The organism is Kaistella yonginensis, from assembly GCF_030409525.1.
Classification (GTDB): domain Bacteria; phylum Bacteroidota; class Bacteroidia; order Flavobacteriales; family Weeksellaceae; genus Kaistella; species Kaistella yonginensis.
The window spans coordinates 1-25,665 of the sequence record NZ_JAUFQB010000054.1; the positions used below are offsets into that span (position 1 = coordinate 1).

Below are 25,665 nucleotides of genomic sequence, written 5' to 3' on the forward strand. Positions count from 1 at the left end.
TAAAATCACTTCCTTTACAATGATACAGTATCTGAATTTTTTCGTTTTTAAAAGAAGTATAAATAAAACAAAAATTAATTTATGCTAAATGCACAACAGGTTAATCTAAGAAATTTCATCATTAAATTGAAGCACTATGAAAAAACACCTCTATATTTTTGCGTTTCTATCTTTGATTTATTGTTCAAAAGAAAGCAAAACCACTTCGGAAATCTCCGTGAAAGATTCTTTGATTACCAACTCTAAAGATACCCTTCAAAGAACCAATCAAGGTTTAGAGACAAAAAACACAAATAAAGATGAAACTTTAAAATCGTTGAATGATCAAATCTTATCCACGTTAAAAGCAAAAGATTACACAAGGTTTTCAAGCTATATTCATCCCGAAAAAGGCGTGCAATTTTCCATGTACGCCTATATTCAGCCGAATCAAGACAAGCGGTTTACCAGGCAAGAATTTATAAAATATGCGCCCACCAATATTAAATTTACATGGGGAGAAAAAGATGGATCTGGTGACAAACTCGTTCTGTCGATCAAAGACTATTTTAACAATTGGGTTTTCAACCGCGATTTTACCAAAGGTGAGTATCAATTAAACACATTTAAAGGCAGTGGAAACTCGCTAAATAACCTACAAGAAACATATGCAGGTTTTAATTTTACCGAAAATTTCTTGCCTGGCTCTGAACAATATAGCGGAATGGATTGGAATTCTTTGCGATTGGTGTTTGAGGAATTACACGGCACCTATTATTTAGTCGCTGTAATTAATGATGAATGGACGATTTAGCCGCTTTTTATTGGAACTGATAATTTCTTGCACCAATTAAAACGGGATTTTGTTGTTCTATACAAACCAATCCAAATCCTTTGTAATTAGGATTAATAGAATCATACAATTGTTTTCGATGAAGTTTTTCATAGGTTTCAAAATCAATTTGAATCCGTTGTTTTAAAGATTCAAAAAGATTCCATTTTGCAACTACTTCGTTCCAGTTTCTGCCAACTTTACCGGTAAAAACTTTTGCTTTAGACCCACTTCCATACGCCAGAAAGCCTATCTTTTCATTAGATAAATCTTCCCCTCTATCATAACTTACCTGAAAAGCAGACAGCAGCGCCATAAAAATAGAGGCTGTATACATATTGCCAATTTCGGAACTTGCTCGTTGTGAAGGTTCTATCTTTTCTTTAATAAAATCTAAATATACGGCTGACTTCGCAACCAATTTTTGCTCCTCAGATGTGGAAAATGCCAAACTATTTTCGATACTGAAAATTTCTGAAAACACTCTCTTACCGTGAAAAGCATAGGGCAGGTGAAAAATTAAATACCGCCAATTCTTAGATGGTTTTTCTAATTTTGCTTGTGTCTTGTAGTGACTATAAGCCTCTTTAATTCTATTTTGATAACATTGGTTAGAATAATGACCATCAAAAACAGGTTCATCCGTGAAAAGTTCCAGGTAATCAGCCATCTGTTCTGTGGCTGATGTTAAATCACTTTTTGCAATGCTTCGCCGTGGTTTAAAGAAATCAAAAACACTTTCGGTGGCAACGCCCCATTTATTTTCGATCTCAAGAAGTTTAGGATTTGAAGAAATTAAAAGTGCGACTGCTCCACCACCTTGGGTATATTCCCCAGCAGAAGCCAACTCATATTTGGCATAATCAGAAGCGATGACGATGGCTTTATTTTCAGGATTTGCATGTACATAGTCCAAGCAATTATGCAAAGCATCAACCGCGCCGATACAGGCAAAATTTAAATCAACAACATCACAATTTCTAAAGCATCTTTCGCCAAATTTTTCAGCCAAAACTTTTTCAACCATTTGAATGGCAAAAGTAACCGTAGGTTTGGCAGCATCTAAAGCACTTTCGGTCCCTAAATACACTCTTGAAATTTCCGTTGGATTGAGGTCGTAATCTTGGATTAGTTTGAGCAATGCTTCAGCGGCGAATGTTGCAGCATCTTCATGTACATCATTGATCGCCATTTTATACAACCCTAAACCTTTCTCTAGTTTGAGAGGGTCAATCGCTCTTTTCTCTGCTAAGTCGTTGATTGTTAAATACAATGCGGGCACATAAAAGCTTGCTGCTTCAATTCCTAAATTCATCAATATAAAATTAACCTACGAAATTATAAAATATCTTTTTAAAACGCTTACATGCGAGAGGATTTCTTACAAAAAAAGACTCCGAAATTAATTCCGAAGTCCATTTTTATCAATTATTTTTAAGGTTTATTTATACGCTTCAATCGTTTTATTAAGCAAATCAATTTGTTGATTAAGGGTCGGGCTAGAAGGATTGGCTTTTAAAACAACCATTTTTTTGGTGAGTCCGTCTTTCAAAATTTGCAAGATCATCATTTTTGCTTGTGGATTATCCCCAATTTGACGTTTAACTTGCGTTAAAACTTTGGTTAAATTTTCCGTTGCTTTCAAATTATCGGAGCTCATAATCCAGTTAAAACCATCTTCTGCGGCAGCACCCAATTCTGGATTCTGGAACTTTAAAAATGGATAAAACGCCGCTGTTGAAGCAATCGCAGGCATTTGTTTTTCAATTTTATTTTTAACAATGATGGGCAAAAGTTCTGCAATTAAATCATCGCTTGCACCTTCTAAATCAATCTTATCCGCAAGAGCAATCACTCGAGCAGGATCAACTGCCGAAATCCCAGTGAGCGCGTTGGCTTTTACCGCATTAGAAACAGCACCTATTGCTTTTTCAAAAAGCGGAAGGTATTTTTTATCTTTCGTTTTTCCTAAAGCTGAGATTGCCGCACCTTGAACTAAAGTTTTCTGATCATGAGCTGCCATTTTCTCAACTTCAGACAAGGCAGCTTTGGCCTGATCCGGTTTTGCTAAATCTAAACCACTCAATGACTTCATTCTGATTCTAAAATTAGGATCTTTCAAGCCAGCGACTAGAATTTTTAAAAACGCAGGATTTTTTGCCACGTTTTCTGTTGCGTTTTCAACTGCCAGATATCTGCTCAAGAATTCTTTGGAATTTTGGAATTGCGTAAAATACTGATCAGCAGTTTTGGAATCGGTAAATTCACCAAGCAAAACTCCATCGGCGTTGATATTGACCAATTCAGGGTTTTTGGAAACGGAGAAGGTGAAATTATTTTTTTCCTCAGCGTCTACCCACACATTTTTTCTAGACGGTTTTCCATTTTCATATACATCAATGGCCAGCGGAAACTGATAATTTTGTCCGACCTGCATTTGCGTAATGGTTACAGTAACTTGTTTTTTTACGGGTTCAAAATTGGTGGTATACGACAACTTTGGATGTCCGCTTCCGTAAAACCATTGGTTAAAAAACCAGTTTAAATCTCTGCCCGAAACTTTTTCTAAAGACAATCGAAGTTGGTGTGCTTCTCCAGTACCATATTCATTGGTTTTTAAATAGTCGGTTAAACCAGCAAAAAATGCATCGTCGCCTAAGTAATTTCTTAACATATGAAGGATTGCGCCGCCTTTATTATAAGAAACACCATCAAACATATCTTCGCGCGAGTGATAATTAAAACGGACCAGATCTTTGGTAGGGTTCGCAGGATCCATCATATATCCTCTACTCTCTTTCATTAAGCCATAATCGGCCAGGTCTTTTCCGTATTTATGTTCGTTCCACAGGTATTGGGAATAGTTGGCAAAAGATTCATTGACGGTCAAATTACTCCAGCTTTCTGCGGTGACTAAATCACCAAACCAATGGTGGAATAATTCGTGAGCAATGGTCTCTTCCCAGCGATTTTCATCGATCAGATCGCCTGATTTTTGCTGTGCAGATTCCTGATGAAGAACTGCAGTGGTATTTTCCATGGCACCAGAAACATAGTCTCTAGCGGTCATTTGTGCATATTTAGACCAAGGATAATCATAATTTAATCTTTTAGAAAAGAACTCCATCATCTCTGGTGTGTTCCCAAAAATTTGTTTTGCGTACGGTTCATATTCTTTTTCTACATAATAATCCACGTCAATGTTTCGCCATTTATCTTTAACTACGGCATAGTCACCCACACCCATGAAAAATAAATATGGCGCATGTTTTTTATCCATCACCCAATGATCCGTTCGCAAACCACCGTTTCCTTTAACGGAAGATTTCATTAAACCGTTTGATAAAGTCACATATTGATCGGGAACGGTCATGTAAATTTCTTGGGTGGTTTTTTGGTTGGTTTTATCGATCGTTGGAAACCAGACTGAACTAGCTTCTGTTTCTCCTTGTGTCCAAATCTGAGTAGGTTTATCGGGTTCGGTACCTTGCGCATTGATGAAATACAGACCTTTCGCATCAGAGATTGCTGCGCTGCCTTTTTGGGTCACTTCATTCGGACGAGCGGTGTATTTGATGTACACGGTGTAGTCTTGATTTCTGTGGTAGGTTTTATCAAGATTAATTTTTAGCATATCCTCTTTATACTCAAATTTCAAAGGGCTCTTGCTGCCGTTTTTATCTAAGGCCACTTCATGAATCAACATGGCTTTCGCGTTTAGCACCAAAGAATCGGTCGGATAAAAATAAGGCGAAGCGGTGAGCCACTCTTCTCCCGCCATTTGCTCTTTTTGATAGTCAAAACTCACTTTAAGTTTGGTGTGTTTCAGTTCGGTCATTTTGGTATGTGACGCTCTGTAGACTTCAGTCCTGCCGGAAGTTTCGGTTTGGGCGAAAATATTTCCGGAGAATAAAATTCCGAGTAAACTAAGGGAGATGATCAGTTTTTTCATTTATATAAAATATTTTATTTTTAAAGAATAATTTTGCCTAGAATCTAAGATTTCTTATTAACAAAGGTTTCGAATAAATCATTTACAAACGATTCATAGTCGCCACTTTTCAACTGCTCTTTGCTTTTGTTAACGGCTTTTTTTAAATCGCTTTCATCATTATCATGATTGATGATTTCAACCGATTTTATGCCTTTAATCTGGATTAATAGTTCGGTCAATTTACCAAGATCAGCGTTATCTTCGAGATTTATTTTTAAAGATTTCATTGAATGATTGGTAGGTGTTTCAAAAGAAAAGTTACAAAAAAAAGTGAAGTTATACTACTCCACTTTAATGCTCTTCTATATCGCAACCGGTGCTTTAATTCCGGGTTCAGGATTATAATTTTCTAAAGTAAAATCTTCAAAATCAAAATCGAAAATATTTTTTATTTCAGAGTTTAATTTCATCGTTGGTAAATCTTTTGGAGCGCGTGCAAGCTGTTTATGAACCTGCTCAAAATGATTGTTGTAAATATGCACATCACCAAAAGTGTGAACATAATCGCCAACTTCTAAATCGCAAACTTGTGCAACCATCATTAATAGCAAAGCATAACTCGCAATATTAAAAGGAACGCCGAGAAAAACATCTGCACTTCTTTGATATAACTGAAGTGATAATTTTCCATCGGCAACATAAAATTGAAAAAGTGCGTGACAAGGCGCTAAAGCCATATTGGGAATTTCCGCAGCATTCCAGGCAGAAACAATTAATCGGCGGGAATCTGGATTTTTATTAATTTGATCAATCACCTCAGTAATTTGATCGACTACTTTTCCGTCGGCACCAGTCCAACTTCGCCATTGCGCACCGTAAACAGGACCGAGATCGCCATTTTCATCCGCCCACTCATTCCAGATGGAAACCCCGTTATCCGCTAAATATTTAATATTGGTGTCGCCTTTTAAAAACCACAACAATTCATAAATAATGGATTTTAAATGAACTTTTTTGGTTGTGACCATGGGGAAACCTTTGGACAGATCATAGCGCAACTGATAGCCAAAAACACTTCTGGTTCCCGTTCCTGTACGGTCGGTTTTATCAGTTCCGTTATCTAAGATATGTTGAAGGAGGTCGAGGTAGTTTTGCATTGAAGTTTATTTGAAAATGTGATAAGGTGCTAATTTGAAAATATAAATTCACTGAAAAAGTCAGATTTCAAATTTACCAAATTTTTAGAATTTTTTGCTTAAGATTATTTAAAGAAATTTCTTCACCTGTTTTATGACCCAACAAAACATTACCCAAAGGACTTTCGGTAGAAATCACAAAGATTTTCTTTTCATTAAAAATAATTTCACCTAAAGAAACTGCGATATAAAATAATCCCTTTTCTGTTTCAACCAAACTTCCTACACCAATTGTTTGATGTGGGTTCGTGGTGATTAATTTCAAAGAATTTTTCGCCCTTAGATTTTCGTTCAGTTGAAGCTGAATATTGTTGATTTCCTGCTGCACCATTTCTCGGGAAGTTTCATATTTGTCACCCATCGAACTTTTGGTTTCGTTGTTGGAGGCGCGGGTTTCTGCAATCATTCTTTCTAAAGTACCAATCTTTTCTGATAGTTTATCTTGGATGATTTGAAGGATTTCGGTTTTATTCATTTCTTTAAAAATGGGTTTTGGCTAAAGCCAGTTGAGTATTGCTTTAAATAAAAACGGGCTACAGCCCGCTCGTATAAACATCTTTAATAGGTATTATCGATTTTATTTCTCCATCACTGCATACCCACCAACCGGTAAATAAAAACTTTTATCTTTTGAAAAATCTTTTACCGGACCAGAAAAAACATTTTTAAAAATGCCAGTAACATTTTCATCCTCGATGGTAAAAGAGACCTCATCTTCTGAAAAATTCAAAACGGTCAAGACTTCATCTTTCCCATTTTTTCTAACGTATGCCAAAACTTTATTATCCGCAGAAGTTTTTAAGAGATAGGTTTTTGCAGCGGGATCACCACCTCTTAGTGCGGCATTATTAGCCTTTAAACTTAGCATCGTTTTATAGAAATCGTGCAGTAGATTTTTGCCAGTCCACGGGATTGGATCTTTTTCGAAAAACTCCAAACGTTTTGTTTTCAAAGGGAGTTCCTGCCCGTTATAAATAAGAGGAACGCCATTCCATGTGATGGAGAAAACAGCTAAAGGCAGAGCCAAATCTCCATATTTTTCATATTCCGTTCCGTTCCAGGTGTTTTCATCATGGTTACTGGTAAACCATGCTCTCATGGAAGAATCGCCAATATTTGAATATTTCGCCAACAACTCTTTTAATTCTGCGAACGAAACTTTACCCTCATTAAATTCTTTTGTTTTGTGCATCCACGTCCAGATATAGCTGGCATCAAAAACTTTTCCGTACTCTGGATTATCCAATTCATCAAATTCACCTAGAAAAAAAAGTGGTTTTATTTTTTCGACTTCGGGTCTTGCTTGCTCCCAGAAATCAACTTCGACCCAGCTTGCCAAATCGCAACGGAATCCATCAATATTGGTTTCTTTCACCCAAAACTTCATGGCCTCAATCATGGCTTGTCTTAATTCGGGGTTTGAATAATCCAACTCTATAATATCATCCATTCCAGACGCAATTTGGAAATCGTTGGTTTTAGGATCTAGCAAATAGTATTCTGGATTGGTTTTCGTCCAAACGTGATCCCAACCCGTATGATTGGCAACCCAGTCGATAATCACTTTGAAACCCATTTTATGAGCTTCATCAACCAGATGTTTAAAGTCTTCCATGGTCCCAAATTCGGGATTAATGGCGGTATAGTCGTGTGCGGCGTATTGGCTGCCCATGGTTCCTTTTTTCACTTTTTGAGAAATCGGGGTAATTGGCATAAACCAGAGTGTTTTTATGCCCATTGCTTTCAATCGTGGCATTTCTTTTTCAAAGGCCCGGAAGGTTCCTTCTTGGGTATATTGTCGTACGTTTACTTCGTAAATATTGGTGGTATGTTTCCATTCGCTGGGTAAATCCATTTTCTTTGTATTTTTTAGGGTGCTGCAGGAAATAACTCCTAAGCTAAGAATTGCTAAAAGAATCAGTCTTCTCATTGGTAAAGATTTAAGGCAAATATATCGTTAATTATTCAAATTTCCCAAGTTTGGGGCGGCTCAAATTAACCATTAATGATTTAAAACAGAAAAATGTGGAGTCCTAAAAAAACCCCGATAATTTTCGGGGTTTTTGTTCTATACAATTTTATGCATCTAAATCATCATCAAAGTTATCATCATCATCGAAGTCATCTTCATCGTCATCAAAATGATCGTCATCATCATCAGCAAAACTGCTGGCTTTAAATTCATCTTCAAAACTCGGAAACTCATCATCAGATAATAACGGTGCTACGCCATTTCTTTTTGCTTTGGTGCTGGATTTTGTTGGTGCTTTCAAGGGCATTTTGCCAAAACGGAAAACCGTAATCGGATAATTTACCGCAGGTTTTTCGTCGATAATTTCTACCAGTTCACAGAAGAATTCCCACAAATCCATAAATCCATATTGGAAATGAATCTTGTCGCCTGGTTTTTCGAAGGCTTCGGTGATATAAACATCAGACATAATTTCGCCGTCACCATCATCACTCATATCTTCCAATGGAACAATCTTTACAACTACGCCGTCTTCATCTAAAATATTAAATACAGACAAATCATCACCCATGAGCGAAAATGCACTTTTAATTCCCAAATGCAAATTCCAAAGGTTTTGTTTGCCTTTAATTTCAACATCCCTGAAAATATCTTCTTTGGTGTCTAAAATAATTCGGAGTTTGTAAACCATTATGACCTAAAATTTTTACGATTACTTATTAGTTTTATTCTTCGAGTGCAAATATAAAACAATTGCAATTTGGCAAAAAAATTATTACCGACTTTTTATTAAAAAGTTTTGCTTAAATTTCGCCGCAAACTAGGTGCCTTTTTGTAGTGAAAAACTGAATTTGGCACCTTCAAGATAGATGCTTTCTACGGAAATGTTTTCCTGATGCGCTTCTAAAATATGTTTTACGATAGCCAAACCAAGACCTGATCCGCCATCATTTCTATTTCTACTAGATTCTATTCTATAAAACCGTTCGAAAATCCGGGTCAACATTTCAGGTTTGATGCCCATTCCGTTATCCTCAACTTCAACAAGAATTTTTTGATTCTGGACTTTCGTTTTTACGGTAACCGTAGCACTTTCACGATTAGAATAATAAATGGCATTAGAAATTAAATTTAACAAAACCTGCGATATTTTCTGCTTATCTGCAAGTACAAATATTTGATTGGATGAGGTTTGCAGCACAATTTTAGTGTGCTTTTTCTGTGCTTCTAAATCTAAAATATCGATCAGTTCGCGAATGAGATGATTCAGATCAAACTTGCTTTTATTCAATGTAATTTCGCCACTTTCAAACTGATTAATCATATCCAAATCTTTCACGATATTTAATAATCTCTCGACTGATTTATCAATTCTCTCCAGGTATTTATCGCGAATCGCTAAGTTTTCTACGCCACCTTCCAACAGGGTATCTACATAACCTTGAATGGTAAAAAGTGGGGTTTTCAATTCATGGGAAATATTTCCGATATATTCTTTTCGATAGGTTTCCATTCCTTTCATCGTATCGATTTCAGTAGCATTTTTCAAATTAAGATCGGTAAATTTCTGGCTTAACTCTTTAAAGTTGAGGTTGCTTTCTTCATCTCTGATTTCTTCCGGCAAAATGGTTGAAATTTTTCTGATTTGTCTTTTCCCATAAAAATTAAAGAGAAAGTCTACCACCAAATAATTGATAATAATTAAAATCAAGGTACTCAAAATCAAAGTTTGCAGAAATTGTTGGTCGGTTTCGGAAAAGGAATGGTTTGCCGCATCGAAAACGTACACGAGCATAAGCATGACCGCGGTGAGGAATAAAGAGGCGAAAAAAGTAAGCCGATAAAATTTCATTATTGATCAATAAAATTAATAAACCAAAGTTACACCACCAATTTGTAGCCGATTCCTTTTAAGGTTTGAATGGTGTTTATTCCCAATTTTTCGCGCAATCGTCTGATATGAACATCAATCGTTCTTTCGCCGACCACAACATCATTTCCCCAAACCCGTTCTAAAATCTCTTCTCTTTTAAACACTTTTTCCGTGTTGGAGGCCAGCAGATAAAGCAAATCAAATTCTTTTTTAGGCAATAAAAAATGCTGACCGTTTTTGGTTACTTTTACATTGTCTTTATCAATCACCAAATCACCAACGGTAAGAACTTTTGCATCGTTGCTGACTTTTGAGGTTAATTGCAAAAGTGCATTAATTTTAGAAATAAGAATTTTCGGCTTGATTACTTTGACCACATAATCGTTTGCTCCTGCTTGAAAGCCTGCCAACTGAGAAAACTCTTCGCTACGGGCCGAAAGAAAAACAATAAGCGTATTTTGCAACTCTTTAATCTGACGAAGTTCCTGACAGGTTTCAATTCCGTCTTTTTCCGGCATCATCACATCGAGTAAAATCAGATCGGGGATCATTTTTTTTGCTTTTAGAATTCCCTCGTTCCCGTTGGTTGCGGTGGTCACTACATAACCTTCTTTTTCAAGATTATAGGTCAGTATTTCTAAAATATCAAGCTCATCATCGATTAGAAGAATCTTTTTCTTAGGCATTGTACACTTTTTATTCTTTCAAAAATACTCAAATTAAAGGTTCCAAAACCCATCTATTTAAGAATTCATAATTAATTAATATGACTGTGTTTTTGTTAAAAGAATGGTAATCTAAAATTAAAGCTGACGCAACACCAAATTAAGCTTTTGTTTCTTCCTTTGCCCCGAAAGAAATTTAATAAAAAGAAGAAATGAATATCAGAAAACTGAGTATTGCAGTTGTATTGCTAAATTCTGCCACACCTTTTTTGTATGCACAAAGCACAAAAACGGATACGGTAAGTAAAGAGAGAAACATCGAAGGAATTCTCCTAAAATCTTCGTCCAATAGAAAATCAGAAAGTGCTCTTTTGATCGATCAGAAGAAAGCGATTATTCAAAAACAATCGATGGGTTCTGAAGAAATTTCCCGAAAAGGAATTTCAAATATTGAACAGGCTTTGGTAAAAGTAACCGGAATTACGAGCGTCGAAGGACGCGGTTTATTTGTGAGAGGTCTGGAAGATCGTTACAACACGTTGTTAATTAATGGCTTGGGTTCACCTTCAAATAATCCTTTTCAGAAAATAATTGCATTAAAACAATTCCCAACTGATGTGGTTGGAAAATTGAATATTTACAAAACTTTTAATTCTAATCTCTACGCAGATTTTGCGGGAGCGACTTTCGATATTGAAACTTTGACTTACGAAAAACCATTTTCCAAAATTGAATTTGGAATCGGCGTGAATACTTTGAGCACTTTTCGCAATAACTTTAAAATTAATCCAAACGCTAATTCTATCGATGGTTATGTTGGTTTAAATTCAAGAGATAAACAATTGCCAAATGAAGTAAAAGGATATCGACCGTCAAGCTACAATTTCAGCACTTCTGAATCGCTGCATTCTTTTGGTGAAGGTTGGAATGTAGATAATATAAAGTCTCTACCGAACACGAGTATCGGTTTTACAACGGCTCAGAAATTTAAAATCGGTGAAACTTCAAACTTAGGCTTTCTCTTTTCATTAAATCAGGGAAACCACTATGAATACAAAGACGGTGTCAAAAACCAGTTTCGTTTAAATGGAAATTCGATTGATTATAATAACAACCTCAACCGAAAAGAATATACTTATGAAACCGAATCTTCCGTTTTACTAGGCTTGGGTTTTAAAAATAAAGGAACCGGTATTAATTTAAATGGATTCTTTCTCCAAAACTCCGAAAATTTAATTCAGGATTATGTTGGATTCCGAAATGGAGAAACGAATAATCAGCAGTTTATCCGCGTGAATCAACAGGATATTTCAAGATTTACAGATTTACAGTTGACGGCGTCACAGAAAATAAACGAAAGACATTCTATAAAAGCCGGCGCAAGTTGGGTGAACAATTTCTATCAGCAACCGGACCGTAAAATCATGTACGGACAACCTGGCGAAGGAAACAATATCAATTTATCTTTTGGTGGGAATAATTTACTGCGACAATATCTGGACGTTAATGGTAAAAACTACTTTTCAGCCTTTGCGGAATATGCGTTAAACCTTGGTGAAAAAGGTGATAAAAAAATTTATCCATGGCAAGTGGCGATTGGATATAATGGCTTCGCAGATATTCGAAATACATCTTACCGATTTATTTATTCTGTTTTAAATGATCCTTCGCAATCACAGGTTACGGTAGGTAGAGATAATCCGCAGGCGATTTTTGATCAGTCGATTTTAAATGGAACTTACCATTATCGTGAAGGTTCAACATCGGAATATAAAAACAATTTGTATCAGTTTGTGAATGCGGGTTACCTTAATATTAATTATAAACCGTCGGAATTGTGGGATATTTTAATTGGCGGAAGAGTTGAAAACAACATCAACATCACGCGATACAAACCGATCAGTGTTGGCATTAATGACGAGTTCGATAATATCACCAAAAACCAATACTATATTCTCCCCTCTTTATCGGTTAAGCGTGCTTTGAATGAAAAATCAAATATCCGTTTCGGAGCCAGTAAAACCATTACAAGACCGATCCTTATTGAATATATGCCGATCACTTATATCAATCCGGACAACGAAAACATCTTTGGAAATAAAGATCTGAGCAACAGTGGAAATTATAACATTGATTTGAAATACGAATTGTTCCCAAGCAATAAAGAAATGTTTGCGGTCAACCTTTTTGCAAAGAAAATTGATAATGCGATCGAGCGCTCTTACATCGCTTCCGGAAATTCAAACGGACAAACCATTACCTTCTTTAATGCTAAAACCGCAACATTGGCGGGTGTTGAACTTGAAGGAATAATTTCTTTGAACAGAATCAGCGAATCATTATCACGGTTTACGTTAGGCGCTAATACAACGATCATGTATTCTGACGTAGAACGCAGCGCAGATCAGAATAAAGAAACCGATGTGGAAGCGAAGAGAAAACGTGCTTTGCAAGGAGCAGCGCCCTGGACGGTGAACGCCGACTTGAAATACGAATATAAAAATGCTCAGAATTTCACCAAAACCTACTCTTTAGTTTACAATGTTTCTGGCAAGAAAATTTACGGCGTTGGTTTCTCAAAACTCGATAATATTTTCGAAGTGCCTTTCCATCAATTAGATTTCGTTTACAATAACCAAATCGATAAAAACTGGAATGTGAAACTTGCTATTCAAAATTTATTGAATTCAGAATACCAACTGAAACTGGGCGACAATAGTTTGGTTCAGGTTCAGGAAAGTTCCTTGTTGATGGAAAATTATAAAAAGGGAACTTCATTTAATATGACCGTTGGTTATACTTTCTAACTCAAATTTAAATCACTTAAAAAATAAAAAAAGAAATGAAAAAAAACATTTTAACTTTAGTAACACTTGCCTTGGTTTTATCTGCAACCTCTTGCACCGTTGATATTCGGGAAGATAATGACACTCCAACCAACAATGGTGGAAATCAGCAGACACCAGGAAATGTAATGGATGGAATCGGCACTTTAACGGGAGAAATCTCAAAAGACCTTTTGATTAAAAAAGGAAATTACACGCTGAAAGGAATCGTAAAAGTGGGTTCCGGAGCAACAATCACCATTGAACCAGGAGCGATATTTACCGCTACGACAAGCGATGTAAGTGGATTGGTTATTTTAAAAGGCGCAAAAATTAATGCAGTTGGAACTGCAGATTCTCCAATAGTATTCACCTCAGATAACAAAACGCCGGGAGATTGGGGCGGAATCACATTATATGGAGATGCGCCAATTAAAGCCTTAAATGGAGCAGCCACAGCACTTTCGGAAGATGGAAATAATCAATATTATGGTGGCGCTGATGCGAATTCAAATTCTGGAACAATGAAGTTTGTAAGAGTAGAATATGGTGGTAGAAAAATTGGTGACGGAACTTCAGAGACCAACTCGATGACTTTCTACGCAGTTGGTGCAGGTACAACATTAGAAAATTTAGTGGCTTACAAAGGAACTGATGATGGTTATGAATTTTTCGGTGGAACGGTAAGCGCTAAAAATCTAATTTCTTACGGAAATTACGATGATGCTTTTGACTGGCAGGATTCCTGGAGCGGACAAAATAATGCTAACTGGTTTGCTTACCAAACTGGAATCGGCAACTTCGGAATGGAAATCGAAGCTTCATCAAACGCTGATAACATCGCACCGAAAGTAAATAATATCACTTTAATTAGAGCTGCGGGAACTTTACCAGAAGTTTCAGGTTCTGCAGAAATTTCCGCAATTCAATTTAAAAAACAAGGAACCGGAATCTTCTCAAACGTCTATATCGATGGTTATAAAAATACGGGTGGAAAAAATGCTTACTCTATTTTAATCCAGGATCTGGCTACTGAAACGAGTCAATTCGCCACGGGCAAAATTAAGGTTGATCCGATATTTGCAACAAGCAACAACGATAATCAATTAAAATTCGGTTATGGTTTTGCATCCGCGAATCCATTAGCATTTACCAATACTGTAACAGTGAAAAAAGCCTCTATGGTTGGCGGTGCTTGGGCGACCGTAAATGGAGTTGACCTGCTTTCTTCCTTAAAATAAATTTTTCATTTTTTTCATTCATATCAAAAGTAAAAACCACCGATTGGGTGGTTTTTACTTTTAACTATTTTTTTAAAGATTACTCATCTTCGTCTTCGTATTGCTGCAAATAATAAGAAAACGAAAAATCATCAAGCTCTTCATCTGCCTCTTCTAAAGTCGTGAGCAAATCTTCGAAATCTTCCAGTTGTTCAACGCTCATATTCACAAATTCGATATGTAACGGAAGTTCTACAAATCCAGTAATTGAATCGTAAAGCGCATCGAGATTATCGCCAAAAGTTTCTGGCAGTTTTAATTTTTCTTTTAACTGATCGAAGAAATCTTCCATATCTCCGATTTCTGTAAAGTCTATATATATGGTGTTCATATTTTTTAAGTTGTGGGTTTTAGGGTTTGGGTCGTAGTTTCTTTAGTTTGAATTTATCCAAAATTTACTTGACTCTTTTTACTTTTTACTTGGCTCTTCTCTTATTTTTTCTCAAAACTCTTGTAATGATTCTTCGTCAGCCAAACTTCTCCATTTTTTGTAAAAACGATTCGGTCGGCATTTCGGTTGCCACAGTTGTAATTGACGTCGGCTTCGAAATATTTCTTTCCTGCCGGAAGCGTTTTTTCTCTGTTGCTAAAGGTGTCTCCACCGATTGCTCGGCCAGGGAGTGCATCGCACAGATTTCCTTTCGAAGCAACCCAACCCTGTTTACGCGCTTCGCCTTTGGTGATATAATAATTGGGAAGTCGGTAATTGCTCTTCACATAATGAATGACCCTATTTTCTTCCGTTAAATCATCAATATTACTGGAGAAACCTGGTGATTTTGAACTTTCATTTTGTTTAAAATTTTCACTATTATTTTCATTAATGGAAACTGCTGAGCCAATATGTTTTCGATTTTTCTTTTCAATTTTATAATTCTGAATAAAATACATTACCAAAAAAGCAGTCAACAAACCGATGATGAAAAATAGAAAGAGTTTTATGTTTTGTTTGTTCATATAATTCAAATGTTACTTCTTGTTTTAGATAGCGTTCCTACGGAACGCGTTTTTCTTTCTTATTAATTGCTACAGAGATAACGTTCCTACGGAACGCTCTAAATCTCCAATCAATTCCGCCATTCTTCCGGAATATCGCAAACCGGAATCGGTTGAATTTTATGCTGCGCCGCTCGATTCATTCTCTGGAAAATTTTGAAAACCTCCAAATCACGTCCTGAATAATACGCTTCTGTTTTCGTTCCCCACTCTTTTTGAATTTTCTCCAATTCCGGATACGTTGCGCCAATCTGCTGTTCATCGGTTCTGGCTTCGTCCCACAATCCATCTGCCGGAATCGCATTTTGAATGGATTCTACAAGATCTAATGATTTTGCTAAAGCATAAACTTCTGTTTTGTACAAGTCTGCAATCGGGGAAACATCTACACCACCATCCCCGTATTTGGTGAAAAATCCAACCCCAAAATCTTCCACTTTATTGCCTGTTCCACAAACAAGCAGACCGTTAATTTGTCCGTAGTAATATAAAGTCAACATTCTTAAGCGGCTTCTGGTATTGGCAAACGCCAGTTTTTCGGCTGGAAAATCTTCATCTGCAACATCGAAGGTTTCATACAATTCCTCGAACGCTGGAGTTAAATTAACCGAAATTGCCTCTACATTGAAAAAACGCTTTTTCAAATGTTCCATATGCTCCCAAGCGCGATTCACTTCATCCTGATTTTGACGAATCGGCATTTCGATTAATAGCGTTTTTAAACCGGTCATCGCACAAAGCGTAGAAACTACGGCAGAATCAACCCCGCCAGACACTCCGACTATATAACCTTTTACGTGAGCCTTTTCAGCGTAAACTTTTAACCAGGCGACAATTTTTTCTGTTATTTTTTCTGTTTGCATTTAATCTTTATTAAATTTTTCTTTCGTTAATTCATACCAAATACACGTTGCTTTATCGAGTGGGTCAACGAAAGTTCCGTGAGATTCGAAACCCAATTTATTTTTTAAAATATGATCAGAACCCACATTTTGAATCGCGACGCAAGCGTAAATTACATCTAAATTCAATTCTATAAAACCGTAGTCCAAAACGGCTTTTCCGGCTTCGGTAGCATAACCTTTACCCCAAAATTCAGGTAAAAAACGATACCCCAATTCGTATACTTCTTGATAACCGTTGATCGGTTCTCTTAAAAATTTCAAGCCGCTCCAGCCGATCAAAAGATTCGATTTTTTTTCAATAACAGCCCATCTCGCAATTCCGTTTTCTTGATATTGTTTTCGGATATTTTTAATGGTTTCTTCAGATTCCTCTGGTCTGCTTACCGGTTTTACTCCGATATATTTCATGACTTCGGGATTGCGATCCAACAAGAATATCCTTTGCACATCTTTATAAATAATTTCTCTTAAAAGAAGTCTTGGTGTTTCAATGAATATTTTTGCCATTAATTTTCCTTATTTTTGCGATTCTAAATTTGATGTAAAAATAATGAAGTTTTTTAGATATCTCTTATTTTCTGCCGTATTCCTACTGGGAATGGTTTCTTGTAAAAAAGAATCCCAAAATGTTTGGAAAGTCGATGTTGAAAATCCAATTGAAAAAATAGAATTAACCGATATTTCGAAAGAATTCTACGATCCAACCGTTCCGTTGGAAATATTTAGCCAGAAATATCCCTGGTTTCAAGGAACTGTTCCTGAGGAAGATTTCGCAGAAAGAAGAAAAGATCCAGAGGAAATAAAAATTTACAAAGACGCAATTTCTAAGATTGATCTCACCAAACTTAATACCGAGTTGGCTGATTTGTTTTCGCATATAAAAGTTCATTTTCCAGAATTTAAAGAGCCCAAAGTTTTTATCTATTCATCTGCTTTGCAAGGAATTATGGAACCTATATTCTATGAGCCCAACGAAGCCGTATTATTTATTGACATCACCGCATTTATGGGTGAAAATAACCCCAACTACAAAGGATTGGAACTGTACTTCCAGAAAAGTATGAATCCGAAAAACATTCTACCGAAGGTCTCTGATATCTTTGCCCACCATTTTGTAGAACCCAACTTTGAACAACAAAAATTCATTGATCAAATCGTATATTACGGAAAACTGATGACTTTGCAAGACGCATTTTTACCGCAGGAACCCGATGCTTTAAAAATGAATTATACGCCAGAACAATACGATTGGGCAAAAGCGAATGAAGTAAATATCTGGAACTTTTTTGTAGAGAATAATCTGGTTTTCAGCGATGACCAAAGATTGGCAGAACGGTTCATCAACCCGGCACCGTTTTCTAAATTTTATACAGAAATCGACAATGAATCCTCGCCGCAACTGGGTATATATATCGGTTGGCAGATTTGTAGAAAATTTTATCAGGAAAAACCAAATACGAAATTGACAGATTTTCTAAAGATGAACGCTCAGGAAATTTTTAATCAAAGCAATTATAAACCAAAGAACTGAGGAGATAAGGTGATCATTAAAAAACCATCATCAAATCAGCGCATTTTGAAATTAACAAATTAATATTATGAAAAAGACTCAAATTACCATAGATATCGAACTTGATGACAACCATGTTCCGGAAAAAATAACCTGGAATGCCGAAGATGGAGGCATTGAAAAAGAACCAACTAAAGCGACGATGGTTTCCGTGTGGGACGATGTGAAAAAAGAAGCTTTACGCATCGATCTTTGGACGAAAGACATGCCTGTAGATGATATGAAAATGTTCCTGCACCAGGTTTTAATGTCGTTAAGCCACACCTATGAAAAAGCAACCGGTGAAGAAGATGTTGCCCAGTGGATGGATGCTATGGCGGAAGAATTCGCCCAACGCGCAGCGATTAAAATGTAAAACAACCGCAAAATTCTAGAGAAAATAAAATGCCGTTTCAGCACTGAAACGGCATTTGTTAAAAAACCAAAGCTTTCATTTATTTTTTAAAAAATTTATGGCTGCTCGTTTCGATTCCATTTTGAAGGATGAGCATATAGTTTCCTTTGCTTAGTTGGGCCAGATTTACAGTACCCTCAGTTACAAGACCTGATTTAATAATTCTACCAGAAAAATCGACCACTTTATAGCTGATGTTTTTATCTTTTGAATTAATCGTCATGAAATCAATGACCACCGTTGGGTAAACCTGAATTTTAGAACCTGCAGAAGAATTTGAAGTTGCTAAAGCTTGTTCAAATGCAAGCGTTGGATATCCATCATTTTTTGAAGCATCAAAATACCAAACAGCGGTAGGTCTTGCAGCATTTAACAAATTTGCAAGATTTTGCGTTTTCATTTGCGCTGAAGGCCAACCCATAATATCGTAGGTGGTCGGAGCCGCAAGGTACATTCCAATCGGATCAAGTGGTGCATTTGTAAAATCATAATAAATGTTAGAACCTGTCATAAACGCAACAAAACCAGCGAAACCTCCGCTGGCGGATACATTATTAACAGTTCCTGTAGAGTACACATTTGTAGTGATGGCATTACTCTCCGGGCCACCATAAAATCCACCGACTCTTTCAGAAGCGGCAAAAACATTGGAGCGGGTATAAGAATCAGAAATTTCATTATTCCGATTAGGTCCGAATGCCATAGTACTATACCCGGCAAAACCACCGATGATATATTGACCGGTTACATTACCTTTTGCATAAGATTTGGTAATAGAAGTTTTGTCCCAGACTGTCCCAACCAAGCCTCCACCCTGATTAACGCCAGAAACTTCGCCTTCCGCAGATGAATTACTGATGGTGGAGTTGGTTAACAGGCCACCTACGAGACCTCCAACATTAAAATCGGTTCCAGAAATATTTACATTTTTTGCGTGGCAATTATCCATCGTACTGTTGGTCGATAGATTTCCTACAATACTTCCAACCGTATCGTGGCCAGAAACGGTTACGTTTACCGCCGTAAGATTATCGATTTTACCGTTGAACATTTGACCCACAAAACCCACAAAATCACCACCGGGCAGGTTAATTTGAATGTTGGATATTTTTTTATTGTTTCCTTTGATAATTCCTGAAAATGGAAACTGATAACCTTTTCCGATTGGCATCCAAAGATGTGCACCAAAATCCATATCATTTCCGATGATCACCGTTTTTCCAACAAATTTATTTCCATCATTTACAATTTGAGCAAGTCCTGCAAGCTGAGCTGGAGTGGTTAACGTAAATTCTGTATCGGTGGTATTATACCAAGTATTATCTGCATTATCCTGCCATAAAGTAGTAGGAGCCTTCAGGAAAAAAGCCTCGTTTGAAGGAGTTACAGAAGTTAAAAATGTTACTTTACTCCCTTCATTAGGAGCTTTAATTAATTGGGCAGAAGCACCATACCCAGTGGCGACCAAAAGCGCCAAAAGAATAATTCTTTTTTTCATAATACTTTTTTAGATTAGATGCATAAATACAATTTTTTAGTTATGATTAAATTAAAAGTAATACTTAACTATTGCAGAATTCATGAATTATGCAATGATTAGCACAAAATTAATCGACGGGAAAGCAGTTTCAAACTTTTACAAAGAATTTCATTTGTATCTTTGCATATTAAAAATTTTAAAGAATGAATTTCAATACCAAAGTGATACACGGTGGGCAGCACCACGAATCGGCCACAGGCTCGGTGAACGTTCCTGTATTTTTAACCTCAACATTTGCACAGAAATCACCAGGAATTCATTCTGGTTACGAATATTCCCGTGCTGCAAATCCAACAAGACAAGCTTTAGAAGACAGCCTTGCCTCGATCGAAAATGGAGCGAGAGGATTAGCGTTTGGATCCGGATTAGCAGCCATTGATTGTGTTTTAAAATTATTAAATCCGGGTGATGAAGTGGTTGCAGTAGATGATTTATATGGTGGAACCTACCGAATGTTCACCCGATTGTTTGAAAAATATCAATTGAAATTTACCTTTGTGAGTTTTGATGATGTTTCGAAAATTTCGCAGGTAATCACTGATAAAACCAAATTAATTTGGTTGGAAACCCCTACCAACCCTTTAATGAAATTGGTCGACATCAAAGCGGTAACCGATTTGGTAAAAGGAAAAGATATTTTAGTCGCGGTCGATAATACTTTTGCAACGCCTTACCTTCAATTGCCTTTGGATTTAGGTGCAGATATCGTGATGCATTCAGCCACGAAATATTTAGGAGGGCATTCTGATGTAATTGCGGGAGCCTTGATCGCAAAAACTTCGGATTTGGGTGACAAATTGCATTTCATACAGTTTGCAAGTGGTGGGATTTTAGGACCGCACGATGCTTATTTGGTCTTGAGAGGAATTAAAACATTGGCTCTAAGAGTTCAGAGACATTCTGAAAATGGGTTGGCAGTGGCAAAATATTTAGAGAATCATCAGGCGGTTGCGCAGGTTTTTTATCCCGGATTAGAATCTCACCCTCAGTTTGAATTGGCAAAAAAACAAATGAAAGATTTTGGCGGAATGGTTTCATTCACCTTTAAATCTGGTAAAAAAGAAGATTCCATCAAGTTTTTAGAAAAGGTAAAAATCTTCACCTTAGCCGAATCTCTAGGCGGTGTAGAATCTTTGGCCAACCATCCCGCATTAATGACCCACGCATCTATCCCGGCAGAAAAACGTGCCGAATTGGGAATCACCGATGATTTGGTTCGCCTCAGTGTTGGTATCGAAGACCAAGAAGATTTGATCGCAGATCTGGAAAAGGCTTTTGGTTAATCGAAAAATATTTAAAAAAAAACCTTGAAGTTTCGCAAAACTTGAAGGTTTTTTATAATTTTGAATATGAACGAATTTCAAAAATATATTGAAAGATATCTCGACTTAATTCCAACTGAAAACTGGCAGGAAGAACTAAGAATCACTTCCGCTGAAACACTCGAGCTGTATCAACAATTAACAGAAGAACAAGCTGATTTTGCATATGCAGAAGGGAAATGGACGTTAAAAGAAGTGCTGCAGCATTTAATTGATGCAGAGCGTATTTTTATTTATCGTGCCTTGCGATTTTCCCGAAATGATCAAACCGAAATTGCTGGTTGGGACGAAGAAGGTTACGGAAGAGAATACCATTTAGAAGAAGTTTCTTTGAAAAATCTCCTTGAGGAATTTGACCAGCTGCGAAAATCCAATATTTTATTTTTCCAAAATTTAAAAGCGGTATTTTTTTCTCGAAAAGGGATTGCTAATGGCAACGAAATTTCCGTAGAAACATTGGGTAAATTAATTGTTGGTCACCATCTTCATCATTTAAACAGTGTTAAAGAGCGCTACTTAACACCATTGCAAAAATGAAAAAAACAAGAAATGCAACTTTTGATGATTCGGCTGAATTATCCATTTTATTTGATGAATACAGGGTTTTTTATCATAAAGAAAGTGATGTTAATAGCGCAGAAAACTTTCTAAAGGAACGCTTACAAAATAAAGATTCTGAAATTTATGTGGCCGAAACAGACGGAAAACTGGTCGGATTTGTTCAGCTTTATCCACTGTTTTCATCGACCAGAATGAAAAAATATTGGCTTTTAAATGATTTATATGTGAATGTAAATTCGCGTGGTAAAGGTTTTTCCAAGGAACTGATCGACGAGGCAAAAAAATTATGCCGCGAAACTGCCGCTAGCGGAATCCTATTGGAAACCGGAAAAAATAATGAAATCGGAAACCAACTTTACCCACGTTCTGGTTTTGAATTGTACGACAGCGTGAATTTCTATGAATGGTTAAATCTGGACTTCTAAAAAATCTAAGAGAAATGAACTGCCCATGTTGCTCTGGAAAATCGTACGAAGCATGTTGCAAACCTTATCACAAAAGTGAAAAACTTGCTCCAACAGCCGAAGCGTTGATGCGCTCTCGGTTTTCTGCCTTCGCCATTCCCAATGGAGAATATCTGATGGAAACTACCGTGCCCGCCAAAAGAAAACTCTATAACGAAAAAGATTTACAGGAATGGGGCGAAATTAATGAATGGACAAAATTGGAAATTGTTCAAACACCAACTTTAAATCAAGTAGAATTCAAAGCCTTCTACAACGATGAAAGTAGAAAACCACAAGTACATCATGAACTTTCCTTATTTCAGAAATTGAATGAGCGTTGGTATTATGTTTCGGGTGAATTTTTAGATTAAAAAATAATTCAAAAATGCGCGCGTAAGAACAATAGCGCAACCGACAATGGAAAGCGCTTAACGCTGCTAATAAAGAGCGATAACAAATAGAATTCAAGAAAAATCGCCATTACAACAACAAAAAACACAATTAATTCTGAATTTATGTTTTTGAAATAGGATTAAAAAGTGGTAGCCTGGTAATTAATCAACCATTGCTTCACCCGACTTTCTGTAGGTATAATTTCCGTAGATGTGTCTTCTGGCAAATCGGCTTGGGGAATCTGCGTTGACCATTTTGATATAGGTATTTCTCGGAACGCCGATATATTCGTACATTTTCCCATTAAAATGCTGAACTTTCAAGATCGATTTCTCATGATAAAAATCCTGAATAATCGATTTTGCGATTGTTTCTGTGTATTCTTCCTTGTATTTTTCTTGCGTTTCAGGATTGATGCTCACTAAAAAATGATAAGCTTCAATCACTGTTTTACTTTGTTCTTCCGCATCAAGCTTGCCCGCTTCATCATTTACAAATTTATCAGGATGCGCTTCTTTCATCGTATTTCTGTAGACTGTTTTTAAATCTTTCAAAGTGGCTGTTTTATCAACCCCAAGAAGTTTTCTGTGTTCACCAATTCTCTTCATAACTATATCTTTTTTTGCGGGTGCAAAATTACGCTTTTAAATTTAAATATCATTTCTGTTGAATGATCTACATTAATAAAAAAATTCTCATGCTTCTCCAAAAAAAACTTTCTCGAGTCTTCAGCTGGCTCTTCCTTTGAAATTCTTACCTTTGCTACTTTAAAAAATTGTACTGAAATGAACGCTTTTATTGAAGAACTGAAATGGCGCGGCCTTTTTGCCGACATGATGCCTGGAACCGATGAACAACTAAATAAGGAAATGACGACGGCGTATATCGGCTTCGATCCTACAGCAGATTCATTGCATATTGGGAGTTTAATCCCGATTAAAGTATTGGCACATTTTCAGCAACACGGCCATAAACCTGTCGCTCTGGTTGGTGGTGCCACCGGAATGATTGGTGATCCATCTGGAAAATCCAATGAGCGAAATACTTTAGATGAAGACACTCTAAATCATTATGTAGAATGTTTGAAAGGTCAACTTTCAAGATTCCTGAATTTCGATGGAACAGAAACCAATAGCGCAGAGTTGGTTAACAATTACGACTGGATGAAGACGATTTCTTTTCTTGATTTCATTCGAGATACCGGCAAGCACCTCACCGTAAATTATATGATGGCGAAAGAATCGGTGAAGAAAAGAATAACTGGTGAAGGCGGTGCGGAAGGAATGAGTTTCACAGAATTCTCTTACCAACTATTGCAGGGTTATGATTTCTTGCATCTTTATAAAGAAAAAAACATACGTCTTCAAATGGGCGGATCTGATCAATGGGGCAATATCACCACGGGTACCGAATTAATCCGAAGAAAAGTACAGGGTGAAGCCTTTGCTTTAACCGTTCCACTCATTACCAAAGCGGATGGTTCAAAATTCGGAAAATCGGAAGCGGGCGAAAACTACTGGCTCGATGCAAAGAGAACTTCGCCATACAAATTCTACCAATTTTGGGTGAATGCCACTGATGCCGATGCTGAACGATTTATTAAATTCTATACTTTTTTAAGCAAAAAAGAAATCGAAGCCTTAATTAACGAACATCAACTGGCTCCACATGAGCGTAAATTACAGAAAAAACTGGCAGAAGAAGTCACGGTTTGGGTTCATAATCGTGAAGAATTTGAAAAAGCAGTGAAAGCTTCCGAGATTCTATTCGGTCGCTCCACGGCAGAAGACTTGGTGAATTTGGATGAAGCAACTTTCCTGGAGGTTTTTGAAGGTGTTCCCCAAAAAGAAATCACAAAAGCTGAAGTTGTGGGAAGTAACATTATCGATTTAATTTCAGAAAAATCAGGTTTTTTAAAATCGAAAGGAGAAGCAAAAAGAGAATTGGCGGGCAATTCAATTTCCATTAATAAAGAAAAAATAGACGAAACTTTTACAGTTGCCGACAGTGATTTAATCGATGAGAAATTTCTTTTAGTGCAAAAAGGCAAAAAAAATTATTTTATTATAAAAGCGGTATAAAGCACAAAACTGCTAATTTTTAACACTATATTATGAAAGCCGGAGCACTTCCGGTTTTTATTTTTACGGATTTCATCGTATCTTTGCCACTTAATTTTATTACATGGTTATCATTATTTTCATCGTTGTCCTTTGGTATTCAGGACTTTTTTTCCAGACTTTTTTTCTGCATCGGTATGCGGCGCACCAATCTTTTAAAATGTCGAAATTTGGCGAGAAGCTTTGTTTCGTTTTAACTTGGGTAACGCAAGGATCTAATTATCTTTCCGCTTACGGTTACGGAGTGATGCACAGAATGCATCATGCTTTTGCCGATACTGAAAAAGATCCACACTCCCCGAAATATGATGATAATTTGTTTTCAATGATGTGGCGTACGAAGAAAATCTATGCTGATATCAACAGTCAGAAAGCGATTATTGAGGAAAAATTCACCAAGAATGTGCCACAATGGGAAGGTTTCGACAAATTTGCCAGCTCTTGGGGATCAAGACTCGCTTGGGGAATTGCCTACACTGCTTTTTTCTATTTCTTTGCAACCGCTTGGTGGCAATGGCTTTTATTACCGGTTGCCTATATGATGGCGCCAATTCATGGGGTAATAATTAACTGGTTTGCACACATTTATGGTTACACCAATTTTAAAGTTTCTGATACTTCTAAAAACCTCCTCCGTTTTGATTGGCTAATGATGGGCGAAGCTTATCATAACAATCACCACAAACACGGTGGCAGAGCGAATTTCGGTGGGGTAAGATGGCATGAAATTGATGTAACTTATTACATCATGGTGCTACTCGATAAAATGAAACTTATTAAACTGAATCCAGTTGCAGTCGTTGTCAAGAGAGAATATTAAATAAAAAAAATGTCTCGTCATTATTTGACGAGACATTTTTAT

General features: G+C 36.7%; 26 protein-coding genes. 11 read left to right on the plus strand and 15 right to left on the minus strand.

Annotation, left to right across the window (positions count from 1 at the left end; translation table 11 throughout):
- The first annotated feature begins 136 nt into the window (after positions 1–136).
- Positions 137–793, plus strand: coding sequence for a hypothetical protein (locus tag QWY78_RS10715; RefSeq protein ID WP_290219661.1), 657 nt, complete (start codon positions 137–139; stop codon positions 791–793).
- A 7-nt stretch (positions 794–800) separates the two neighbouring features.
- Here the strand turns inward: QWY78_RS10715 and QWY78_RS10720 are convergent, their stop codons facing one another.
- The 9 genes from QWY78_RS10720 to QWY78_RS10760 all read right to left on the minus strand — a co-directional run bounded on the left by QWY78_RS10720 (position 801) and on the right by QWY78_RS10760 (position 10,472).
- On the minus strand, positions 801–2,126 hold the full coding sequence (locus QWY78_RS10720) for a hydroxymethylglutaryl-CoA synthase family protein (RefSeq protein ID WP_290219662.1): 1,326 nt from the start codon (positions 2,124–2,126) through the stop codon (positions 801–803).
- A gap of 126 nt (positions 2,127–2,252) precedes the next feature.
- Complete coding sequence (locus QWY78_RS10725; protein ID WP_290219663.1) at positions 2,253–4,763, minus strand: M1 family aminopeptidase; 2,511 nt, start codon at positions 4,761–4,763, stop codon at positions 2,253–2,255.
- 44 nt (positions 4,764–4,807) lie between these two features.
- The gene (locus QWY78_RS10730) at positions 4,808–5,032 is read right to left on the minus strand and encodes a hypothetical protein (RefSeq protein WP_290219665.1); all 225 of its coding nucleotides are present in this window, start codon (positions 5,030–5,032) and stop codon (positions 4,808–4,810) included.
- Positions 5,033–5,107: 75 nt separating this feature from the next.
- On the minus strand, positions 5,108–5,902 hold the full coding sequence (locus QWY78_RS10735) for a thymidylate synthase (RefSeq protein WP_290219666.1): 795 nt from the start codon (positions 5,900–5,902) through the stop codon (positions 5,108–5,110).
- A 73-nt stretch (positions 5,903–5,975) separates the two neighbouring features.
- Positions 5,976–6,416, minus strand: coding sequence for a hypothetical protein (locus tag QWY78_RS10740; protein WP_290219667.1), 441 nt, complete (start codon positions 6,414–6,416; stop codon positions 5,976–5,978).
- A gap of 102 nt (positions 6,417–6,518) precedes the next feature.
- Complete coding sequence (locus tag QWY78_RS10745; protein WP_290219668.1) at positions 6,519–7,871, minus strand: alpha-amylase family glycosyl hydrolase; 1,353 nt, start codon at positions 7,869–7,871, stop codon at positions 6,519–6,521.
- A gap of 148 nt (positions 7,872–8,019) precedes the next feature.
- On the minus strand, positions 8,020–8,604 hold the full coding sequence (locus QWY78_RS10750; RefSeq protein ID WP_290219669.1) for an IS1096 element passenger TnpR family protein: 585 nt from the start codon (positions 8,602–8,604) through the stop codon (positions 8,020–8,022).
- Positions 8,605–8,733: 129 nt separating this feature from the next.
- Positions 8,734–9,765 carry a sensor histidine kinase gene (locus QWY78_RS10755; RefSeq protein WP_290219671.1) on the minus strand — a complete coding sequence of 344 codons (1,032 nt, stop codon included), beginning with the start codon at positions 9,763–9,765 and terminating at the stop codon, positions 8,734–8,736.
- A 29-nt stretch (positions 9,766–9,794) separates the two neighbouring features.
- The gene (locus tag QWY78_RS10760; RefSeq protein ID WP_290219672.1) at positions 9,795–10,472 is read right to left on the minus strand and encodes a response regulator transcription factor; all 678 of its coding nucleotides are present in this window, start codon (positions 10,470–10,472) and stop codon (positions 9,795–9,797) included.
- A 191-nt stretch (positions 10,473–10,663) separates the two neighbouring features.
- On the opposite strand from QWY78_RS10760, the gene QWY78_RS10765 reads away from it, so the two are divergent.
- Both QWY78_RS10765 and QWY78_RS10770 read left to right on the plus strand, forming a co-directional pair.
- Positions 10,664–13,258, plus strand: coding sequence for a TonB-dependent receptor plug domain-containing protein (locus QWY78_RS10765; protein ID WP_290219673.1), 2,595 nt, complete (start codon positions 10,664–10,666; stop codon positions 13,256–13,258).
- 35 nt (positions 13,259–13,293) lie between these two features.
- Complete coding sequence (locus QWY78_RS10770; protein ID WP_290219674.1) at positions 13,294–14,517, plus strand: beta-helix domain-containing protein; 1,224 nt, start codon at positions 13,294–13,296, stop codon at positions 14,515–14,517.
- A 79-nt stretch (positions 14,518–14,596) separates the two neighbouring features.
- On the opposite strand, the gene QWY78_RS10775 is transcribed toward QWY78_RS10770, so the two are convergent.
- The 4 genes from QWY78_RS10775 to QWY78_RS10790 form a co-directional block, all read right to left on the minus strand.
- Complete coding sequence (locus QWY78_RS10775; protein ID WP_290219675.1) at positions 14,597–14,887, minus strand: barstar family protein; 291 nt, start codon at positions 14,885–14,887, stop codon at positions 14,597–14,599.
- 101 nt (positions 14,888–14,988) lie between these two features.
- Positions 14,989–15,513, minus strand: coding sequence for a ribonuclease domain-containing protein (locus tag QWY78_RS10780; protein WP_290219676.1), 525 nt, complete (start codon positions 15,511–15,513; stop codon positions 14,989–14,991).
- Positions 15,514–15,623: 110 nt separating this feature from the next.
- Positions 15,624–16,415 (minus strand): NAD(+) synthase, encoded by a 792-nt coding sequence (nadE, locus tag QWY78_RS10785; RefSeq protein ID WP_290219678.1) that lies wholly within the window; start codon positions 16,413–16,415, stop codon positions 15,624–15,626.
- The gene (locus tag QWY78_RS10790; RefSeq protein ID WP_290219679.1) at positions 16,416–16,964 is read right to left on the minus strand and encodes a GNAT family N-acetyltransferase; all 549 of its coding nucleotides are present in this window, start codon (positions 16,962–16,964) and stop codon (positions 16,416–16,418) included.
- Positions 16,965–17,007: 43 nt separating this feature from the next.
- Here QWY78_RS10790 and gldB point away from each other — a divergent pair, with 43 nt between their 5' ends.
- Positions 17,008–17,988 carry a gliding motility lipoprotein GldB gene (gene gldB, locus QWY78_RS10795; RefSeq protein WP_290219680.1) on the plus strand — a complete coding sequence of 327 codons (981 nt, stop codon included), beginning with the start codon at positions 17,008–17,010 and terminating at the stop codon, positions 17,986–17,988.
- A gap of 67 nt (positions 17,989–18,055) precedes the next feature.
- The gene (gldC, locus tag QWY78_RS10800) at positions 18,056–18,382 is read left to right on the plus strand and encodes a gliding motility protein GldC (RefSeq protein WP_290219681.1); all 327 of its coding nucleotides are present in this window, start codon (positions 18,056–18,058) and stop codon (positions 18,380–18,382) included.
- Between the two features lie 79 nt (positions 18,383–18,461).
- Here the strand turns inward: gldC and QWY78_RS10805 are convergent, their stop codons facing one another.
- Positions 18,462–19,919 (minus strand): GLUG motif-containing protein, encoded by a 1,458-nt coding sequence (locus QWY78_RS10805; protein WP_290219682.1) that lies wholly within the window; start codon positions 19,917–19,919, stop codon positions 18,462–18,464.
- 185 nt (positions 19,920–20,104) lie between these two features.
- Between QWY78_RS10805 and QWY78_RS10810 the strand changes: the two genes are divergently transcribed.
- The 4 genes from QWY78_RS10810 (at position 20,105) to QWY78_RS10825 (ending at position 22,661) form a co-directional block, all read left to right on the plus strand.
- Positions 20,105–21,244 (plus strand): cystathionine gamma-synthase, encoded by a 1,140-nt coding sequence (locus tag QWY78_RS10810; RefSeq protein ID WP_290219684.1) that lies wholly within the window; start codon positions 20,105–20,107, stop codon positions 21,242–21,244.
- A 66-nt stretch (positions 21,245–21,310) separates the two neighbouring features.
- A complete protein-coding gene (locus tag QWY78_RS10815) occupies positions 21,311–21,820 on the plus strand; it encodes a DinB family protein (protein ID WP_290219685.1) in 510 nt (169 codons plus the stop codon).
- Positions 21,817–22,269, plus strand: a complete 453-nt coding sequence (locus QWY78_RS10820) for a GNAT family N-acetyltransferase (protein WP_290219686.1) — start codon at positions 21,817–21,819, stop codon at positions 22,267–22,269. Before QWY78_RS10815 ends, QWY78_RS10820 begins: the two co-directional genes overlap by 4 nt.
- A gap of 14 nt (positions 22,270–22,283) precedes the next feature.
- Positions 22,284–22,661, plus strand: coding sequence for a YchJ family protein (locus QWY78_RS10825; RefSeq protein ID WP_290219687.1), 378 nt, complete (start codon positions 22,284–22,286; stop codon positions 22,659–22,661).
- A gap of 183 nt (positions 22,662–22,844) precedes the next feature.
- Here the strand turns inward: QWY78_RS10825 and QWY78_RS10830 are convergent, their stop codons facing one another.
- The gene (locus tag QWY78_RS10830) at positions 22,845–23,291 is read right to left on the minus strand and encodes a KTSC domain-containing protein (protein WP_290219688.1); all 447 of its coding nucleotides are present in this window, start codon (positions 23,289–23,291) and stop codon (positions 22,845–22,847) included.
- A 177-nt stretch (positions 23,292–23,468) separates the two neighbouring features.
- Here QWY78_RS10830 and tyrS point away from each other — a divergent pair, with 177 nt between their 5' ends.
- Together tyrS and QWY78_RS10840 are read left to right on the plus strand one after the other, a co-directional pair.
- The gene (gene tyrS / locus QWY78_RS10835; RefSeq protein WP_290219690.1) at positions 23,469–24,764 is read left to right on the plus strand and encodes a tyrosine--tRNA ligase; all 1,296 of its coding nucleotides are present in this window, start codon (positions 23,469–23,471) and stop codon (positions 24,762–24,764) included.
- A 103-nt stretch (positions 24,765–24,867) separates the two neighbouring features.
- Entirely contained in the window at positions 24,868–25,623 is a 756-nt protein-coding gene (locus tag QWY78_RS10840) for an acyl-CoA desaturase (RefSeq protein ID WP_290219691.1), read from the plus strand.
- Positions 25,624–25,665 lie beyond the last annotated feature (42 nt).

Coding starts and splice junctions, on each gene's coding strand:
- QWY78_RS10805 (WP_290219682.1), bottom strand. CDS start 19,919: ATGAAAAAAAGAATTATTCTTTTGGCGCTTTTGGTCGCCACTGGGTAT.
- QWY78_RS10825 (WP_290219687.1), top strand. CDS start 22,284: ATGAACTGCCCATGTTGCTCTGGAAAATCGTACGAAGCATGTTGCAAA.
- gldB (WP_290219680.1), top strand. CDS start 17,008: ATGAAGTTTTTTAGATATCTCTTATTTTCTGCCGTATTCCTACTGGGA.
- tyrS (WP_290219690.1), top strand. CDS start 23,469: ATGAACGCTTTTATTGAAGAACTGAAATGGCGCGGCCTTTTTGCCGAC.
- QWY78_RS10810 (WP_290219684.1), top strand. CDS start 20,105: ATGAATTTCAATACCAAAGTGATACACGGTGGGCAGCACCACGAATCG.
- QWY78_RS10730 (WP_290219665.1), bottom strand. CDS start 5,032: ATGAAATCTTTAAAAATAAATCTCGAAGATAACGCTGATCTTGGTAAA.
- QWY78_RS10740 (WP_290219667.1), bottom strand. CDS start 6,416: ATGAATAAAACCGAAATCCTTCAAATCATCCAAGATAAACTATCAGAA.
- QWY78_RS10820 (WP_290219686.1), top strand. CDS start 21,817: ATGAAAAAAACAAGAAATGCAACTTTTGATGATTCGGCTGAATTATCC.
- QWY78_RS10765 (WP_290219673.1), top strand. CDS start 10,664: ATGAATATCAGAAAACTGAGTATTGCAGTTGTATTGCTAAATTCTGCC.
- nadE (WP_290219678.1), bottom strand. CDS start 16,415: ATGCAAACAGAAAAAATAACAGAAAAAATTGTCGCCTGGTTAAAAGTT.
- QWY78_RS10770 (WP_290219674.1), top strand. CDS start 13,294: ATGAAAAAAAACATTTTAACTTTAGTAACACTTGCCTTGGTTTTATCT.
- QWY78_RS10720 (WP_290219662.1), bottom strand. CDS start 2,126: ATGAATTTAGGAATTGAAGCAGCAAGCTTTTATGTGCCCGCATTGTAT.
- QWY78_RS10750 (WP_290219669.1), bottom strand. CDS start 8,604: ATGGTTTACAAACTCCGAATTATTTTAGACACCAAAGAAGATATTTTC.
- QWY78_RS10815 (WP_290219685.1), top strand. CDS start 21,311: ATGAACGAATTTCAAAAATATATTGAAAGATATCTCGACTTAATTCCA.
- QWY78_RS10715 (WP_290219661.1), top strand. CDS start 137: ATGAAAAAACACCTCTATATTTTTGCGTTTCTATCTTTGATTTATTGT.
- QWY78_RS10840 (WP_290219691.1), top strand. CDS start 24,868: ATGGTTATCATTATTTTCATCGTTGTCCTTTGGTATTCAGGACTTTTT.
- QWY78_RS10745 (WP_290219668.1), bottom strand. CDS start 7,871: ATGAGAAGACTGATTCTTTTAGCAATTCTTAGCTTAGGAGTTATTTCC.
- QWY78_RS10735 (WP_290219666.1), bottom strand. CDS start 5,902: ATGCAAAACTACCTCGACCTCCTTCAACATATCTTAGATAACGGAACT.
- QWY78_RS10790 (WP_290219679.1), bottom strand. CDS start 16,964: ATGGCAAAAATATTCATTGAAACACCAAGACTTCTTTTAAGAGAAATT.
- QWY78_RS10760 (WP_290219672.1), bottom strand. CDS start 10,472: ATGCCTAAGAAAAAGATTCTTCTAATCGATGATGAGCTTGATATTTTA.
- QWY78_RS10775 (WP_290219675.1), bottom strand. CDS start 14,887: ATGAACACCATATATATAGACTTTACAGAAATCGGAGATATGGAAGAT.
- QWY78_RS10755 (WP_290219671.1), bottom strand. CDS start 9,765: ATGAAATTTTATCGGCTTACTTTTTTCGCCTCTTTATTCCTCACCGCG.
- QWY78_RS10780 (WP_290219676.1), bottom strand. CDS start 15,513: ATGAACAAACAAAACATAAAACTCTTTCTATTTTTCATCATCGGTTTG.
- gldC (WP_290219681.1), top strand. CDS start 18,056: ATGAAAAAGACTCAAATTACCATAGATATCGAACTTGATGACAACCAT.
- QWY78_RS10725 (WP_290219663.1), bottom strand. CDS start 4,763: ATGAAAAAACTGATCATCTCCCTTAGTTTACTCGGAATTTTATTCTCC.
- QWY78_RS10830 (WP_290219688.1), bottom strand. CDS start 23,291: ATGAAGAGAATTGGTGAACACAGAAAACTTCTTGGGGTTGATAAAACA.